General features: G+C 43.7%; 15 protein-coding genes. 5 read left to right on the top strand and 10 right to left on the bottom strand.

The annotated features are described in order from the left end of the window. Positions 1–230: RRXRR domain-containing protein (locus H540_RS0114915; RefSeq protein WP_028401347.1), on the bottom strand; the 230-nt coding region annotated here is incomplete at its 3' end. A gap of 348 nt (positions 231–578) precedes the next feature. Here H540_RS0114915 and H540_RS29805 point away from each other — a divergent pair. Continuing rightward, positions 579–989, top strand: a complete 411-nt coding sequence (locus tag H540_RS29805; protein ID WP_051317127.1) for an SIS domain-containing protein — start codon at positions 579–581, stop codon at positions 987–989. A 63-nt stretch (positions 990–1,052) separates the two neighbouring features. Here the strand turns inward: H540_RS29805 and H540_RS0114905 are convergent, their stop codons facing one another. The 3 genes from H540_RS0114905 to H540_RS0114895 all read right to left on the bottom strand — a co-directional run bounded on the left by H540_RS0114905 (position 1,053) and on the right by H540_RS0114895 (position 6,817). After that, positions 1,053–2,837 (bottom strand): acyl-CoA dehydrogenase family protein, encoded by a 1,785-nt coding sequence (locus H540_RS0114905; protein WP_028401346.1) that lies wholly within the window; start codon positions 2,835–2,837, stop codon positions 1,053–1,055. Between the two features lie 409 nt (positions 2,838–3,246). Further along, entirely contained in the window at positions 3,247–4,422 is a 1,176-nt protein-coding gene (locus H540_RS0114900) for an acetyl-CoA C-acetyltransferase (protein WP_028401345.1), read from the bottom strand. A 13-nt stretch (positions 4,423–4,435) separates the two neighbouring features. Further along, positions 4,436–6,817 (bottom strand): 3-hydroxyacyl-CoA dehydrogenase/enoyl-CoA hydratase family protein, encoded by a 2,382-nt coding sequence (locus H540_RS0114895; RefSeq protein ID WP_028401344.1) that lies wholly within the window; start codon positions 6,815–6,817, stop codon positions 4,436–4,438. A gap of 420 nt (positions 6,818–7,237) precedes the next feature. Between H540_RS0114895 and H540_RS33245 the strand changes: the two genes are divergently transcribed. After that, a complete protein-coding gene (locus tag H540_RS33245; RefSeq protein ID WP_155891035.1) occupies positions 7,238–7,384 on the top strand; it encodes a YuzL family protein in 147 nt (48 codons plus the stop codon). A gap of 96 nt (positions 7,385–7,480) precedes the next feature. Further along, positions 7,481–8,311, top strand: coding sequence for a D-alanyl-D-alanine carboxypeptidase family protein (locus tag H540_RS0114885; RefSeq protein WP_028401343.1), 831 nt, complete (start codon positions 7,481–7,483; stop codon positions 8,309–8,311). 76 nt (positions 8,312–8,387) lie between these two features. On the opposite strand, the gene H540_RS0114880 is transcribed toward H540_RS0114885, so the two are convergent. The 4 genes from H540_RS0114880 to H540_RS33240 all read right to left on the bottom strand — a co-directional run bounded on the left by H540_RS0114880 (position 8,388) and on the right by H540_RS33240 (position 10,380). After that, the gene (locus H540_RS0114880; RefSeq protein ID WP_028401342.1) at positions 8,388–9,305 is read right to left on the bottom strand and encodes a proline dehydrogenase family protein; all 918 of its coding nucleotides are present in this window, start codon (positions 9,303–9,305) and stop codon (positions 8,388–8,390) included. A gap of 136 nt (positions 9,306–9,441) precedes the next feature. After that, the gene (locus tag H540_RS0114875; protein ID WP_028401341.1) at positions 9,442–9,687 is read right to left on the bottom strand and encodes a YusU family protein; all 246 of its coding nucleotides are present in this window, start codon (positions 9,685–9,687) and stop codon (positions 9,442–9,444) included. Positions 9,688–9,838: 151 nt separating this feature from the next. Next, positions 9,839–10,144, bottom strand: coding sequence for an MTH1187 family thiamine-binding protein (locus H540_RS0114870; RefSeq protein ID WP_028401340.1), 306 nt, complete (start codon positions 10,142–10,144; stop codon positions 9,839–9,841). 125 nt (positions 10,145–10,269) lie between these two features. Further along, positions 10,270–10,380 (bottom strand): DUF3948 family protein, encoded by a 111-nt coding sequence (locus tag H540_RS33240; RefSeq protein WP_155891034.1) that lies wholly within the window; start codon positions 10,378–10,380, stop codon positions 10,270–10,272. A gap of 430 nt (positions 10,381–10,810) precedes the next feature. Between H540_RS33240 and H540_RS29800 the strand changes: the two genes are divergently transcribed. After that, a complete protein-coding gene (locus H540_RS29800; protein WP_051317126.1) occupies positions 10,811–11,365 on the top strand; it encodes a GNAT family N-acetyltransferase in 555 nt (184 codons plus the stop codon). On the opposite strand, the gene H540_RS0114855 is transcribed toward H540_RS29800, so the two are convergent. Beyond that, entirely contained in the window at positions 11,328–12,716 is a 1,389-nt protein-coding gene (locus H540_RS0114855; protein WP_051317125.1) for an MFS transporter, read from the bottom strand. The genes H540_RS29800 and H540_RS0114855 overlap by 38 nt on opposite strands. Positions 12,717–12,803: 87 nt before the next feature. Between H540_RS0114855 and H540_RS34065 the strand changes: the two genes are divergently transcribed. Continuing rightward, entirely contained in the window at positions 12,804–12,962 is a 159-nt protein-coding gene (locus tag H540_RS34065; RefSeq protein WP_169729577.1) for a hypothetical protein, read from the top strand. Between the two features lie 164 nt (positions 12,963–13,126). Here the strand turns inward: H540_RS34065 and H540_RS0114845 are convergent, their stop codons facing one another. Beyond that, positions 13,127–16,165, bottom strand: a complete 3,039-nt coding sequence (locus H540_RS0114845; RefSeq protein WP_245592252.1) for an efflux RND transporter permease subunit — start codon at positions 16,163–16,165, stop codon at positions 13,127–13,129. Between the last annotated feature and the right edge of the window lie 698 nt (positions 16,166–16,863).

Raw genomic sequence — 16,863 nt, 5'->3', positions numbered from 1 at the left:
CATTCTTGCACCAAAGCAATCCCTGCCTGTTTCGAACCATCATCAACTCCTAACACCATAGGGGTTGTGTCTATTTGTTCCTTTTGAATTGCTTTTAGCAGTTGGATGACCATGGGAAATTTGGATCTGAGAATGGCGCGGTTCTTGCGGATGAGATACCCTCCTTTTGCTTCTTTTGTTGGTGTCAATCTCTCTCCATTCTTGTCTACCACAAAACAGTAAGCAGTCATCTCTGACTAAACTCCTTTCGGGTATGATTCGCTTTGCCCATGTCAACGAGAGGACATGTTTCACCGTGTTCGTTCTCATGACCTAGAGAACAGTCGTAAAGTGAAACTCACAGAGCGGCAGACTAGCGAAGCATCTGACGGTGTGTCTTGACCTGACTCGCCAACGTAGTTCATCGTGCTGAAACAGTTTTCTGCTTCTACACTCACTGGGGCTTGAGAGCAAGGAACAGACTATACAAGCCTAAAGGTCACGGTTTTATATAGTTTTTTACGATTTTATACGAAATAAAATCAACTGTTCATAGCTCCTGTGATATATACTCATGTATAATACAGGAAGGCTCGAAATTGCTTGCAGAAGCGGAAAACGTATTGTTCATCGGAGCGGGAAGCTCCGGCATATTAGCGCAATACGGAGCAAGATACTTCTCGAGTTTAGGCAAGTTCTCCCTCCATATCAATGATCCTTTCTTTCCTGTTAACGAGTATCCCCTGCGCAACAGCATCGCGGTTGTCTTGTCCGTTTCAGGTGAAACGCCTTCTACCATCGCTCAGGTGAATACGCTGAAGAAGGAAGGTAGCAAGATCATCAGTATCACGAACAACAGAAGCTGTACAATTGCAAAGATGTCGGATATCAATATCCCGTATTACGTAATGGAAGAGTACAGGGAGCACTCCAACATCACGACCCAACTGCCTGTCATTTATCTTTTAGAAGCCCTTGCGCGAAACACATACAGGCTCATCAACAAGTAAATATTACTCGAAAAAACAAGAAAACCCCTGCACGTTGCGCACCGTACAGGGATTTATTTTTGATTATAAGGCGTATTTTTCTTCCTCAATTAATTTTGCAGCGATTTCGCGTTTCTTCGCAATTACGTTCACCGGCATGTAACGAGTGAATTTGCGAAGTGCGGAAAGCATCATGCGTAAGGAGTCGCCGCTTTCTACTGCGATTAAAGTTTCTTTCGCGTGAGCTTCGATTTCGTTGAATGCTTCTTGGCAGAATACTTGCGTGTAAAGAAGCTTTTGGTTGTTCTTTTCTAAGCCTGTTGTTTTGATTGCTTTTTCTGTACGAAGCACTGCGGATTCCATTGCATACAGATTGTTTACGATATCCGCGATATTTACAAGCACTTCTTGCTCTTTGTCTAGAGCTTTTCCGTATTTTTGCACCGCAAGGCCGGCAATCATCAAGCCGATTTTCTTCGCGTTGCGAACAAGATATTTTTCTTGTGCTAATGGCTCATCGCCCACTTCTTCTGGCATAAGCATCATAAGCTCTTCTTGCAATTGCTGCGCTTTTTGAAGCAACGGAAGCTCGCCTTTCATTGCTTTACGCAAAAATGTACCCGGTACGATCAAGCGATTGATTTCGTTTGTTCCTTCGAAAATACGGTTAATGCGGGAATCACGGTACAGTCTTTCGATTTCGTACTCAGCCATGAAACCGTATCCGCCGTGGATTTGTACGCCTTCGTCTACTACATAGTCAAGCACTTCAGAACCGAATACTTTGTTCAAAGAGCACTCGATTGCGTATTCAGCGATAGAATCCGCTACTGCTTTTCCATTCTTCACTTCTTCTTCGCTCAATGTACTCATGCGGGCTTCGAACAAGCCTACTGTGCGGTATACGGAGCTTTCCGCTGCATAGATTTTCGCCGCCATGTTCGCAAGTTTCTCTTGAATCAACGGGAAGCGGGAGATCGGCTGCTTGAATTGCTGACGTTGGTTTGCGTATTGTACAGAGATTTCAAGCGCACGCTTGGAAGAGCCTACTGTACCTACCCCCAATTTGTAACGTCCGATGTTTAAGATGTTAAACGCGATTACGTGACCTTTGCCGATTTCGCCAAGCACGTTTTCTTTTGGTATGAGTGCGTCTTGTAAAATCAATGTACGAGTAGAAGAGCACTTGATACCCATCTTCTTTTCTTCCGGGCTTGTAGATACGCCTGGGAAATCACGCTCTACAATGAATGCAGTGAAGTGCTCACCATCAATTTTTGCGTATACAATGAACACATCTGCGAAAGCGGAGTTTGTGATCCACTGTTTTTCGCCGTTTAATACGTAATGAGTGCCTTCAGCATTCAAACGAGCTGTCGTTTTTGCACCCAATGCGTCAGAACCGGAGCCTGGCTCAGTCAATGCGTAAGCTGCAAGCTTTTCTCCTGTCGCCAAAGCCGGTAAATATTTTTGTTTTTGCTCTTCGTTACCGAACAATACGATTGGAAGAGATCCAATCCCTACGTGTGCACCGTGAGAGATGGCAAAACCGCCTGCACGGGAGAATTTTTCAGAGATTAAAGCTGAGCTGATTTTGTCTAAGCCGATGCCGCCGTACTCTTCCGGAACATCTGCGCCAAGAAGACCAAGTTCTCCAGCTTCTTTTAATAGCCTTACAGCACGGTCGAACTCGTGCTTTTCAAGGTACTCAAGCTCTGGCAATACTTCGTTGATTACGAAGTCCTCTGTTGTTTTTGCGATTAATTTATGCTCATCAGTGTAATCTTCTGGAGTGAATACTTGCTCAATCGTAATCTCATCAAATAAAAAGCCGCCGCCTTTTATTGAACTGCCGATTGTTTTTTCCATTTAAAATTCCTCCTAATTGTAAAATGGGTTTAGGATACGCCCTCTTTATATAGAAGTGAATAAAAAACCGTCTTTTTATAGTGGGGAGAGATCATCCAGCGACGTGCAGAAGCGGTCAAACCTTTGGTTCATGCAAAGGTAAACCAGAGAGAAAAAGCATGCAATACTCTCTTTTGGTTGCACATAGCACATGGACATGTCGAAACTATCATTCACTCATGTATAGAAGGCTTATAATCTATTGCGGAGGAGAATACGCGTTACAGCTTAATAGGCTTCGCTCACATCAGGGGCCCTTCTGATGGCGCTTTGCTTACTTTCACTCTGTACAGCATTCTCCTGCCTTTATAAGGAAATGGAAATGGATGAAGCCACACTCAATCTGCATTAGCGGGAACATCCCTGTTTCTTACAATAGTTCAAATACGCCTGCCGCACCCATGCCGCCGCCGATACACATTGTTACGATACCGAACTGCTCACCTCTGCGCTTCATTTCATGAGCTAAAGAGAGAGTCAGCTTCGCCCCTGTGCATCCAAGCGGATGGCCAAGTGCAATTGCACCGCCGTTTACGTTTACCTTCGCTTCATCTAAGCCAAGATGGCGAATAACTTGAATGGATTGAGACGCAAATGCTTCATTCAGCTCGAATAATCCAATATCAGAAAGCTCTAATCCCGCAAGCTTCAGCGCTTTTGGAATTGCCGCTATCGGACCGATTCCCATCACTTCCGGCGGAACGCCCGCTACTGCGAAGGAGCGGAACTTTAGAAGCGGCTTAAGACCATCACTTTCTGCTTTTTCGCGATCCATTAATAAAACTGCTGCTGCACCGTCGCTCATTTGCGAAGAGTTGCCGGCTGTTACGGAGCCGCGCACATTGAATGCCGGGCGCAGTTTGCTAAGAACTGCTGCTGTTGTCTCTTCGCGAACACCTTCATCTTGTGTGAATGTGAATGTTTTTTCGTACGGCTTGTTGTCGCTGCCAACACCGCGAAGCGTTACTTCAACCGGCATTGTTTCATCCGCGAATTTATCTTCTTTTAACGCCGCTGCTGCACGCTGATGGCTGCGCACTGCAAATGCATCCTGCTCCTCGCGGCTGATGCCATATTGCACTGCAACCTGCTCTGCTGTGTGTCCCATGCCCATATAATATTCAGGCGCCGTTTCAACAAGGCGGCTGTTCGGACGAGCAACGTGTCCCATCATTGGTACGAGACTCATAGATTCTGCGCCGCCAGCGATGACCGCTTCGGAATGACCAAGCATGATGCGCTCTGCCCCGTATGCGATACTCTGCAAGCCTGAAGAGCAGTAACGGTTAATTGTGATTGCCGGTACTGTGTGCGGAAGACCGGCTAATGCGCCGATATTGCGTGCCATATTCAAACCTTGCTCCGCTTCTGGCATCGCACATCCAAAAATCACATCATCGATTTCACCTTCGTAGTTATTTGCACGCTTTAACGTTTCTTTTACCACCAATGCCCCCAGGTCATCAGGACGAACCGTTGCCAGGGAACCTCTTTTCGCTTTTCCGACCGGTGTTCTCGCTCCTGCTACAATTACGGCTTCTCTCATGAGTTTCTCCTCCTTAGTTACGTAATGGCTTACCTTTCACTAACATGTGCTGCATTCTTGCTTGGGACTTCATGTCTTGCACTAAGCTCAAGAAAGCTTCGCGCTCAAGATCAAGCAAGTATTGTTCATCAACCTCTGTTCCGTACGGTATCTTACCGCCTGCAATTACATAAGCTAGCTTCTTCGCAATCTTCAGATCATGCTCGGAAATATAACCGGATAAGTGCATTGCCTGTGCTCCAAGCACCAATGTCGCATATCCTGTTTCACCGACAACCGGAACCTTTTTACGAACCGGCGCTTTATAGCCCGCTTGAAACAGCTCAAGCGCTTTTTGCTTCGCATCGTATAATAAGTGATCGCCGTTTACGCTGATGCCGTCCTTGTCGCCCAAGAAATTGTTGTCGAACGCTTCTTGCGCGGAAGTAGAAACCTTCGCCATTGCGATTGTTTCAAATACTTTGTTTGCTACCTTTTGCAGGTCAAATTCCACACCTTTTGGCATTTTGTTCAAATGTTTGATATAAAGCTCTTTATTTCCGCCGCCGCCAGGGATTAAGCCTACACCGACTTCCACAAGACCCATGTATGTTTCACTTGACGCTTGAATACTTGCAGCCGGCAGGCAAATTTCCGCGCCGCCGCCAAGTGTCATGCCGTAAGCTGCCACAACAACCGGCTTAGAGCTATATTTAATTTTCATCATTGCATTTTGGAATTGCTTCACAACCCATTCAACTTCAAAGTAGTTGTCATCCTGCGCTTCCATCAAAATCATCGCCAGGTTTGCGCCTACGCAGAAATTCTTGGATTGATTGCCGATGACAAGACCTTTATAACCCTTCTCCACTTCATCAACCGCATAGTTGATCATTTGAATGATATCCATGCCGATTGCATTGTTTGGAGAGTGGAATTCCAAGCAAAGTACGCCGTCTCCTAAGTCTATTAAGCTGGCTCCGCTGTTTTTCTTTAAGACGCCGTTCTTTTCTTTTAATTGCTTCAGGCTGATTGCTTTTTTATTTTGCTCAAGCAGCTTATACTCGCCGTCATCGTAGTAATGTACGTCGCCGTTATCGCGCTTGTAGAATGTTTCAAAGCCGTTATCCAGCATTTCTTGCACCCAAGCCGGAGCGTTCAAGCCGTTTTCTTTCATTATCTCTACTGATTTGCGAACACCGATTGCATCCCAAGTTTCGAACGGACCGTATTGCCAACCGAAGCCCCACTTCATTGCATTGTCAATTGCAACGATATCATCTGCAATTTCTTTATGAAGCTTTGCAGAATATAGAAGCGTCGGTGTCAGGATATTCCATAATAATACGCCGGCGCGGTCTTTCGCGTATACAAGCGCTTTCAATTTGTTTGCTAATCCCTTCTCCTGCTTGCTTAATTCAACAGAAGGTGCTTTTAATTCCTTACGCGCTTCATATTGCAATGTATCTGGATTCAATTCTAGAATTTCTTTTCCTTGTTTTAGGAAGAAACCTTGTCCTGTCTTGCTTCCAAGCCATTTATTCTCAAGCATCACATGCATGAAAGGCGGAACCTTGAACACATCGCGCTCTTCTTCTTGTACGTTTTCATATACGTTGTTTGCGACGTGTACGAATGTATCAAGACCAACCACATCCAGCGTGCGGAACGTTGCACTCTTCGGACGGCCGATTAACGGACCTGTGACAGAATCAACTTCTCCTACGCTATAGCCGTTTTTCAGCATTTCCTGCAACGTGACAAGCAAGCCGTATGTTCCGATGCGATTGCCGATAAAGTTTGGCGTATCTTTCGCTGTAACGACACCTTTTCCAAGTACATCTTCACCGAAGGTCTTCATAAAGCTCAAAACCTCAGAATCTGTATCCTTCGTCGGAATGATTTCTAATAGCTTCAAATAGCGCGGCGGATTGAAAAAGTGCGTACCTAAGAAGTGCTTGCGGAAGTCCTCAGAACGTTCTTCTGCCATTTTTCCGACGGAAATTCCGGACGTATTGGAGCTGATGATTGCACCGGGCTTGCGAACTCCGTCTATGCGTGTAAACACTTGTTTTTTCACATCAAGATTTTCTACAACAACCTCAATAATCCAATCCACATCCTTAAGACGTTCCAAATCGTCTTCTAGGTTGCCTGCCTCAATAAGCACAGCATTTTCTTTAGAAGTAAGAGGCGCCGGCTTTTGCTTAAACAACTTTTGCACAGCGGTGCGGCTGAAGCGGTTGCGAACTTCTTTGCTTTCTAACGTAAGACCCTTTGCTTCCTCTTCTGGCGTAAGCGTTTTCGGTACGATGTCTAATAATAGTGTTGGAATTCCGATGTTGGCCAAATGCGCAGCAATTCCCGAACCCATGACGCCGGATCCGAGAACGGCTGCTTTTTTAATTTGAAACATTCCATTCTCCCCCTTAATTTTTGAATGAATACTCATTCAATTTTTCTGCAAACCTTTCCCAGGCGATGAATGAGTTCTCTACTATAAAATATATGCTATTATGAGAATTTTCGCAATAAATTTAAAAATAAAAATTTTCAAGAGGATGGAAGTATTACAACTATATACAAGTGAATAAAAAAACCGTCTTTTGATAGTAGGGAAAGATCATCCAGCGACGTGCAGAAGCGGTCAAACCTTTGTAGTGGTTCATACAAGCGTAAACCAGAGAGAAGAAGTGTACCATACTCCTTTTAGGTGCACATAGCACATGGACATGTCGAAATTATCATTCACTCATATAGAGAATTTATACTTTCTGGTGTTAACAAAAATAATTTTGCTCATATTAGGAAATGCTACTAACTGGAGGTGGAAAAAATGAGCAGACGAAAGAAAAATCCTTCTAAGGGCGCTGTCAGCGCGGCAAGCGCTACCGGCAGCGCAAGCCATGGCAATCAGCAAGCCGAAAAAGGCCGTCACAGCACTAACCAACAATACGGCAAGCAAAATATGGGTGAAAAATAAGATTTTTAGTGTAAAAGAGAGCGAGGAGCGTGGCATAATGGAGAATGGGCCATGTACACGCTCTTTTACTTTATAAAGAGAATAAGGAGATCTCGCATGAAAAAACGAATATTCATATTTACCGGCATTGTTGCCGCATTAGGAGCTGCCATTTTATCTCTGAACTTAAAACCGGATACAAAAGCACAAGCCTCACAGCCTGACATTTATGGAAAATACGGTGTAACGATAGATGCTGCTACAGGGAAAGTGCTGTACGGCAAAAATGAACATGAGACCTCCTCTCCCGCCAGTCTCGCAAAAATGATGACCGTCCTTCTTCTGCTGGAAAAAGTAAAACCTGATGAAGAAATTACCATCACACAGAATGCGCTTAACACAGAGTCCGGCTCAAGCAAAATAACGCTGCACGCCGGAGAAAAACTGAAGCGGGATGAAGCGCTGAAGCTAATGCTCACCATCAGCGTAGACCAAGTAGCCGAATCCGTCGCGGAGCACATTTCCGGCTCCAAGGAAGAATTCGTGAAGCTTATGAATAAACGCGCAAAACAATTAGGAGCAAAGCATACTGGCTTTCATAATGCCAGCGGTGCGGATGCAATCGGGCATAACATCTCCGCTTATGATCTCGCTGTCATTACAAAAAAAGCTATTCAATATCCGCAAGTGCTGGCGAACATGAATACCGTTAAAACAGTCGTACATACTTCACAGCAAGAAAAAGAAATTGCAAACAACGGCCGAAAGGATTTATATGATGACCCCTACGCAATCGGCAGCAAAAGCGGACTCACTGCTTTGTCCGGCTATACACTTGTGACGATTGACGAGAAGGATGGAAGAAGAGTTATAAATGTGGTCTTGAAGTCGGATAAAGAGCATTTATACAAAGATGCCAAGACGATGGGGCACTATGTTTTAAAATGAAGGAAGGAGTGTTCTCGCCTACTCTTTTGATAAAAAGAAAAGACAGCCGCTATTCGGCTGTCTCCTCCCATATTCATTATTTCTTGAAAATCCCCTTCAACACAAATGCCACGTTTGCCGGACGCTCCGCCAGACGGCGCATGAAGTAGCCGTACCAGTCGTTGCCGTACGGTACGTATACGCGCATTTTGTAGCCTTCCTTCACCAGCTCCAATTGACGCTCCGGACGAATGCCGTACAGCATTTGGAACTCGAATTGAGTGCGCGGAATATTGTATTCTTCTGCAAGCTTTTTCGTATATTCAATAATTGCTTCATCATGAGATGCAACAGCTGTATAATTGCCGTTCAGCATATGCATTTTGATGATTTTCTTGAAGTTTTCATCCACATCATGCTTCTCCGGAAACGCCACTGTTTCAGGCTCTTTGTACGCTCCTTTTACAAGACGCAAATTCGGTTTGTACGCGTTTAAATCATCAATATCTTTTTCTGTACGATACAAGTATGCTTGGATAACTGTACCTACATTATCGTATTCTTCCCGCAGCAGCTTGAAAATATCGATTGTTTGTTGGCAGCGGGAGTAATCTTCCATATCAATTGTAACGAATACTCCGTTTTCCTTTGCGGCATTTAGAATACGGCGCATGTTGTTCATAACAAGATTTTCAGATATATCAAGACCCATAGACGTCATCTTCAAGGAAAGCTGAGAATTCAAACCTTCACGTCCGATCGCTTTAATCGCTTCAATGGATTGATCTGCCATTTCATTTGCCTCGCGCTCGTTATCCACGAACTCTCCCAAATAGTCAATCGTAACGGCAAGACCCTTCTTGTTTAAATCCTTTATTGCATCTACCGCGAGGCCGATTGTTTCCCCAGCCACAAAGCGGGCTGCGCCAAAACGCAAACCATATCGTTTCGCTAATTTTGTTAGCGCTTTATTTTTAGATAAAAATAAAAATGCATTACGCATAAGTTGTTCCATGTATTCCACCCCTACGCAAAATAATGTCTCTTTTTTCCCCTCTTGATAAATTATATCACTCTTAAAAATTATTTTGCACAAATAATTTTTGGGATTATTTTGAACAAAAAAGAAACCGAATCCAGCGGAAACGGCCCTATTTTTTTGCGCGGTGCGCTTCGTTTAGCTGCTTAATCTCAGCGATTACGTTCATCATTTCCTGCTTCGCATCCGGGTACGTATCGTTCCAATGTTTCGCCAAAGCAGGCATGGATTTTGCTATATAAGAATACAGCGCCCACATTTGAACCTTCTCTTTTAAATTCTCATTGCTTTCTCCCAACAGCAGCTCTGTGTATTTTTCAAGAAGGCCGTCAAATTGCTCCTGAAATGTTTTCTCCATTTCCATACTTCCTTTCCCAATGTGATTCTTCTTCATTATAAGGAACATGAATAACGGTGACAAATGGAAGCCATGATGAAACGTTCGACAAAAGAATAAACTACTCGTTTAGCCAAAAAAACACAGCACGGGTTTTTCCCGTGCTGCGTTCTTAACTAAGTTTGGATTGTACAGATTGCAGCTTCTTCTCCATCGTGCTTTCCTTATCACGGCGGTCATCAATGCGCATTGTTGTCGCCACGCGCGCCGCTCCTTTTGTAAACGGCACTTCATGCATTTGCTGGATCACTTCGAGCAATACAGGAAGCTCTCCTTCAATAATCGTGTTCATCGGAGTGAGCTTATATTTTACACGCTCTGCGTTCTTCTCCAATACTTTATGTATGCCCGCCACATACTCGCTTACACTCGTTGTTCCTGTTCCGATTGGGATAATGCTGATATCGACAATAGCCATGATGAAAATTCCCTCCTATACAGATTTCATCATTATTGTACCGCAAATGAAGCCGCATGTTCCAGTTTGAGATAAACGCAAATAAAAAGACGCACAAGCCGTGTGCGTCTTTCCTCATTAATCTATTAACCTAAAAAGCTTGCAAATATTAAGATGATAGCTGATAAAGTTGCTGCCGCGCTGCCGAATCCTACTACATCTGCTTTTGTAATTTTTACTGTTTGATTGTTTTCCATGGTTCCTATCTCCTTTTAAATGATCTATGTATGATTCTTTATGGTCTCTGTAACTTATATTACAGTTTCGTTTAGTTTATCTGTCACATTCCGTTATCTTCTGTAACGTTTGTAACATAAATGTAACATAAGGTTTTTATTTCGGCAATAGGAAAAATAAAATTTTATCTCTCTTTTTATGAAATAATTTTGAGATTTCCTGAAAATCACATTTTACATTTCATGTAAAGCGATATAACTATAGAAAAGGCATGCTTTATCTTTTAGACTAGGAAAGCACGATTACTTGTGCGGAGTTATTTGATTCTCTGCAATGAAAGGTTTAATATACGCACTTTAATTTTCAGAAAAAACAGAATTGTTTATATCTTATCCTGTAAAATTATGTTATAATAAGGAGATAAATATTCTACAGAAAGGAGATGTAAGCATGCCTCTTACCCTTGAGCTTCTATCGGAAGACATGGCAGATGAACTGCTGCAGTTTGAGTTGGATAACCGTGCTTTTTTTGAATCTATGATCCCTGGCCGCGGTGATGACTATTACAATCCTGAAAGCTTCCGTGCCGTTTTGCGGGGCTTGATACAAGAACGGGTTGAAGGGACTGCCTTTATGTACATCATTCGCAATGAAGAAGGACAATTAGCCGGCCGCATGAATTTAGTCAATATCGACCCGGAAACAAAGACTGCAGAAGTAGGTTATCGAATCGGTGAAGCGTTCGGCAACCGAGGCTACGCGACAGAAGCTGTACGTCTCGTTCTTTTAGAAGCCGCGCATCTCAAATTGCGTTACGTACAAGCTTCCACCATTGATATAAACGAAGCATCACAATCGGTGCTTATAAAAAATCAATTCCAGCTTATCGGACGCGACCCGGAACAAATAGAATGGAACGGGCTGAAGTTTGATTTTCTGACATATCGATATGAGTGCCTTTCTCCCGCTACAGTCTGCGAAAACGAAAGCTCATCCACAAGCTAAACAGCGACACAGCAATTAAAACAACGCCAAGCATTTGTAAATTAAACGCCGTCACATCTTTGCCAAACAGCATCCCAAGCAAAACAGAAGAAAAAATAGCACCGATGTACCTTGACGTTTGAAATAATCCTGATGCGATGCCCACTTCCTCAGAAGGTGCCGCGCGAAGCATAGCAGACTGCAGGCTTACATTGTTAAAGCCGTATCCCATTCCCATGATGGACAGCACCGGGATCGTCCAATAGGGAGACAGACGCGTAAAAAGAAAGGTCAGCAGGAGCGCTCCTGCGAGCATAAGAATCGAACCGAGAAGCAGCGGCGGCGTCACGCCAGCATGGTCCGCCCATTTTCCGGTAAGAGGCGAAACAATGATGCCAAAGCCTGCGATAAACAGCATGAGAAGACCGCTTGTCGGCACATTCAGCTTCATTTCATCCTGGAAATACGTCGGCAAGCCGAACAACAGCGCGTAGTTATAGATATTCAGCATAATAAATAATATGTTAATCCACGTTAACGTCATGTTCTTTTGAAACATACGCAAATTAATGAACGCTTCCTTTGCGCGCAGTTCATGGCGTACAAACACAAATAAAGCTAATGCCCCCAGCCCCCCGAGTATATACTGCACATTTGTTTTTAGTGAAAGCAAAAAAATCAAAAGCAGCACCAGTGCAAGCGCAAACCATATAATCCCCGGCACATCCAGCTGATGCACCACTTCAGAAAACGATCGCCGTGCATGCTTCTCATCCTTCGGAAACATAAACCATGCAAACAAAAAGCTGATGATTAAAAACGGGATGTTGATGGTAAAAATAGCCGGCCAGCCCCCGAGTGAAACAGCAAAGCCGCCAATCGTTGGCCCCAATGCTACTGTCACAGATGAAAATACAGAAATGACTGCAAGCGCATATGCCTGCTTATAATGAATATGCTCCCGTATAAGTCCCATACCTGAAGGGTAAATAGCGCTTGTTCCAATTGCCTGTACGATACGCAAAACGAGCAAAATAGAGAAAGCAGAAACAAACGGAGCACCCATTGCCGGAATGGCGGCAACAAGAAGCCCTGTCAAAAATACTGACTTCTTCCCAAACACATCTCCGAGTCTCCCCATAACAGGCTGCCCAATCGCACTCGCCAGATAAAATACAGAAATGACCCATGAAGCAGCGGTAAAGGTAATGCCAAATGTATGCTGTATATTGTGAAGCGCCATGGAAATCATGGAGGAGTTCAGCGGATTCAAGAGCGTTCCGGATGACACTGCCAATAAAAATAACCGGCGTTCTTTTCTGTATGTCTGCCTATCCCGTTTTGATAAAAAAGGATTTGCCGCAAAAGCCATTTTTTAACCTCCTTTTTTCGTTAGTATGCCTTCTTATACATACTTCTATTTCAATGGGATACAGCTAAACAGAAAGGAGTGACAAACATGAAACGACACAAAGCACGAAACGGAGAGCCTATCCTTGCCCCTGGAATGGACGATGGACAAGAACTAGAACGAAGCGCAACGTCTGAAGAAATCGAGCATGGAGAGTATACGAAAGTCGTGAAGCTGTCTTATGACGAAGTAGATGCCTCTAAATGAACCTGCATCTTTGACACGCTTGAAGTGAGGGTATTCTCGCTCAATTTATGATAAAAAAGCGGAACCTTGGTCTCTAGGTCTAGCCGGTGGAGCTGGCCATCAAGAAAAGTGCAGCCTTCGAAGTATTGGACAAGAGAAAAGGGAGCCGCAGCTCCCTTTTCTCATTATGCTGTTTCCCCCTTGCTTACAACCGTCGAAGGCTTTTTCGAAAAACGCCGCTTGATGGATTTCATGATATGATATGTCGTTGGTACAATGACAAGCGTTAACAAAGTAGATGTTAACAAGCCGGCAATTACGACAATCGCAAGCGAGCGGGAGATTAATCCGCCTTCAGTTGACAAAGCCAATGGAAGCAGTGCTCCAATTGTTGCCATTGCTGTCATCAAGATTGGACGAAGACGTGTTGCTCCAGCTTCCAATAAAGCAGCTCGCAGCTCCATGCCTTGCTTCTCGTTTTGCATCACACGATCCATTAGTACAATCGCATTCGTGACCACAATACCGATCAGCATCAAGAATCCGACAAGTGCCGGCATCCCAAGTGCCTGCTTTGTGAGATACAATCCAAGCAAGCCGCCGCTGAACAAGAACGGCAAGGACGATAGGATGGCAAGCGGCACCATCATGTTGCCGAATGTAACAAGCATAACAATGAATACAAGCACAACTGCCACACCCATTGCAACGGTCATGTTCTGGAAGCCTTCGCTCATCGCTTTCGCCTCACCTTCTGAACGATGCTTCACGCCTTTTGGAAGCTCTATACTTTTTAACCTTTTATCCACTTCCTCCTGCACACCGGATGTGTTATCCGTTGTAATGCGCCCTGTTACTTTCACATATTCCTGCTGATTTACGCGATATAAAGCCGACGGTCCCGGTTTTTCAGACAAGGTCGCCACTTCAGACAGCTTGACTTGCTGGCCGAGCGCATTGGTCATCGTTTGATTAATAATCGCATCAACTGAGCTTAAGTTGTCGCTTTTCAAGCTCAAGTTTACGGCCGTTGTTTTGCCGTCAATTTGAACATTTGTTACACTTTCTCCTGCAATAAGTCCTCTTACGAAAGAGGCGATCATAATCGGGTTCAACCCTTTCTCCGCTGCTTTCTCTTGATCAATTTCCAAGTTCAGCTGCGGCTGCACGCCTGACAAGTTTGTTTTTACATTCTCTAACCCTTCTATATCCTGAAGCTTGCTGACAATCTGATCACCTGCTTTTTGTAAATCCTGCACAGTGCCGCCTTCTACAATAAGCATGAATTGTCCTCCGCTTGTTATTCCTACAGGAGCCAACGCAACTTGAATATCACCAGGAATAGCTTTCAGCTCTTTTCTAACATCTTTTTCAAATACAGAGCCCTCTTCTTTTGTTATATCTTTATTCAAATTAACAGAGATTCGAACGCGCTCTCCTTCTACAATCGTTTGGTAATTTTCTACGTTCTTTTCTTGTTTTACAATGGCCTCTAAATCCTTTGCGGTTTCATTGGCTTTACTCAAAGAAGTACCTACTGGCAAATCTGCTGTCAGACTATAAGAAGTCGCCTTTTCCTCCGGCATGAAGTTCTTTGGAACCATCGGAATGAGAGCGAGTGATCCGACGAACATAAAGAGCGCAAGTACTAATGTAACTGCTCTATGCTTTAGTGACCAAGTAAGTGCACGCTGATATGCACGCTGAAAAAATGTCTCTTTCGGTTCCTTATGCTTCACGCGCAACAAGAAAAATTTCGCTAAAAGCGGCACAACTGTTAAAGATACGATTAATGAAAATGCGAGTGCGACGATAACTGTGATACCGAACGGCGCAAAGAATTTACCGATAATACCGGGAACGAAGGATAATGGTCCGAACACCGCCATCGTTGTGAGCGTAGAAGATGTTACGGCACCTCCTACTTCTTTAGCAGCCGCGAGCACCATGCGTTCATTTCTTTTCGTACTCGTTAAAGTGCGGCGGTATATATTTTCGATTACAACGATGGAGTCGTCGATAACGCGGCCTACCGCTACAGCAATACCTGCAAGTGTCATCATGTTCAAGCTATAATCCAAATACTTCATTGTAATCATGGACGCAAGAATAGAAAGAGGAATAGATAATACAGCTACAATCGTTGCTCGTATGTTACGAAGGAATAGGAACGTAACAAGAACCGCAAACAAAGTGCCGAGCAATACTTCGCGAAGCATGCTGTTTACGGATTGCTCCACATATTCCGAGCTGTCGTATAGATTCGTAATTTTATAACCATTCGGAAGCTTAAGATCATCCAGCTTTTTTTTCGCCTGCTGAACTACTTCCACGGCATTTTCTCCCGGCTGTGCTTTCAGCTCAATAAGAACTGCCGACTTATCATTTAAACGTGTGTATACAGTTTCTTTTTTATTGCTGTAAGCTACTTTCGCCACCTCGGACAGCTTTACCTTTTGTATACCTTTTGGACCTTGCGCCAGCATTTCAATGCCTTCTGCTTCACTTACCGATTTTAGCTTATAATCAGCCTGCACATTCAATGTTTTATTATCAATATTAACTTGACCGGCAGGAAACGAGAAGTTATGCGAAAGAAGAGATTGCTTAACTATATCGTACGTAATGCCCTTCTCCTTCATTTTTTCCGGATCCAATGTTACGGCAAGCTGCTTTTCTGTTTCGCCGGAGATATCTACCTTTGCGACACCGTCTACTGTCGCAAGAGCAGGTTTAATATGTTCATTCACATACTGTGTAATATCAGATTGATCGCTTCCTTCTGAAGATAGCGCGAACATTAACACCGGAGCGGAGGCAGGACCATCCTTCATTACAACCGGCTTGCCAGCGGATTCCGGCAGCTTCATAGAAGCAACCGCCGTTGTTACATCCTTTTCTGCTTCATCCATCTTTTGACTCATATTAAATTCCATAATAGCGACTACAACGTTACTGTGAGCCTCAATATATAAATTTTCGACCTTCTTTAGACCTGACAACGTTTCCTCAAGCGGCTTCCCAATATCCTGCAAACCTTGATCCGGTGTAGCACCTACATATGGTACCTGCACAACCATGTACGGCACATCAACATTCGGCATCGATTCCTTCTTCATTGTTTTAACTGAGTAAAAACCTCCTGCCAAAATCATGAGCATTGCAATAAAAATCACACCGGCATTTTTTAAAGAAAACTGAATCCATTTTGTCAACGCCTTCACTTCCTTTCGTTTTTATAAATAGATAAAAAGATCATAAAACCTATTTCCACCTTCCTTTTTTGGAATATTTTACATAACAATTGTAAAACGCCCTCCCACATGAGTCATCCGTCACTTGACGCATTCTGTTCTCAGACTTAGGACCTAGTGCACGAGGGAACATTTCGCTCCTTTTTCCATTTCTATATAAGTCCACTTTGTTATTCCGACATATCTATCGTTTGCCACGTAGAACAAAAAGGAAACTGCGCTCGCTCCCTCTCTCTCCCTGCATGGGCCACGAAAAGGGTTTGACCGCTTCTGCACGTCGCCGGATGATCTCTCCCCTAAAAGAAAAGTTTTTATGTCGAATTTTCATTTAGGATATATATAATTATATACAGATTATTAGATTCTTCATAGTGCGAATAGTCATAACTTCCTAGTCAAAAGTCATAAGAAAAGTCAGGAGAATCTCCTGACTTTTCTAACCGATTGTCACTTTTGATACTTCTGCGCTTCTTCCAGTTTAAAAATGAGCTCATTCGCCATTCTTTTATTCACTTCATATGTACCTCCCTTTTTCAGCCTCTCTGCTATATAAGTCCACTTTGTTATTTCGACATATGTATCGTTTGCCACGTAGAACAAAAGGGAAACTGCGCTCGCTCCCTCTCTCTGATTTACCCTTGCATGAACTCCTACAAAGGTTTGACCGC

The sequence above is a fragment of the Ectobacillus panaciterrae DSM 19096 genome (assembly GCF_000430785.1).
Taxonomy (GTDB): domain Bacteria; phylum Bacillota; class Bacilli; order Bacillales; family Bacillaceae_G; genus Ectobacillus; species Ectobacillus panaciterrae.
Note: the sequence above shows the minus strand (reverse complement) of the source record. Positions and strands in the feature narration are given on the sequence as shown.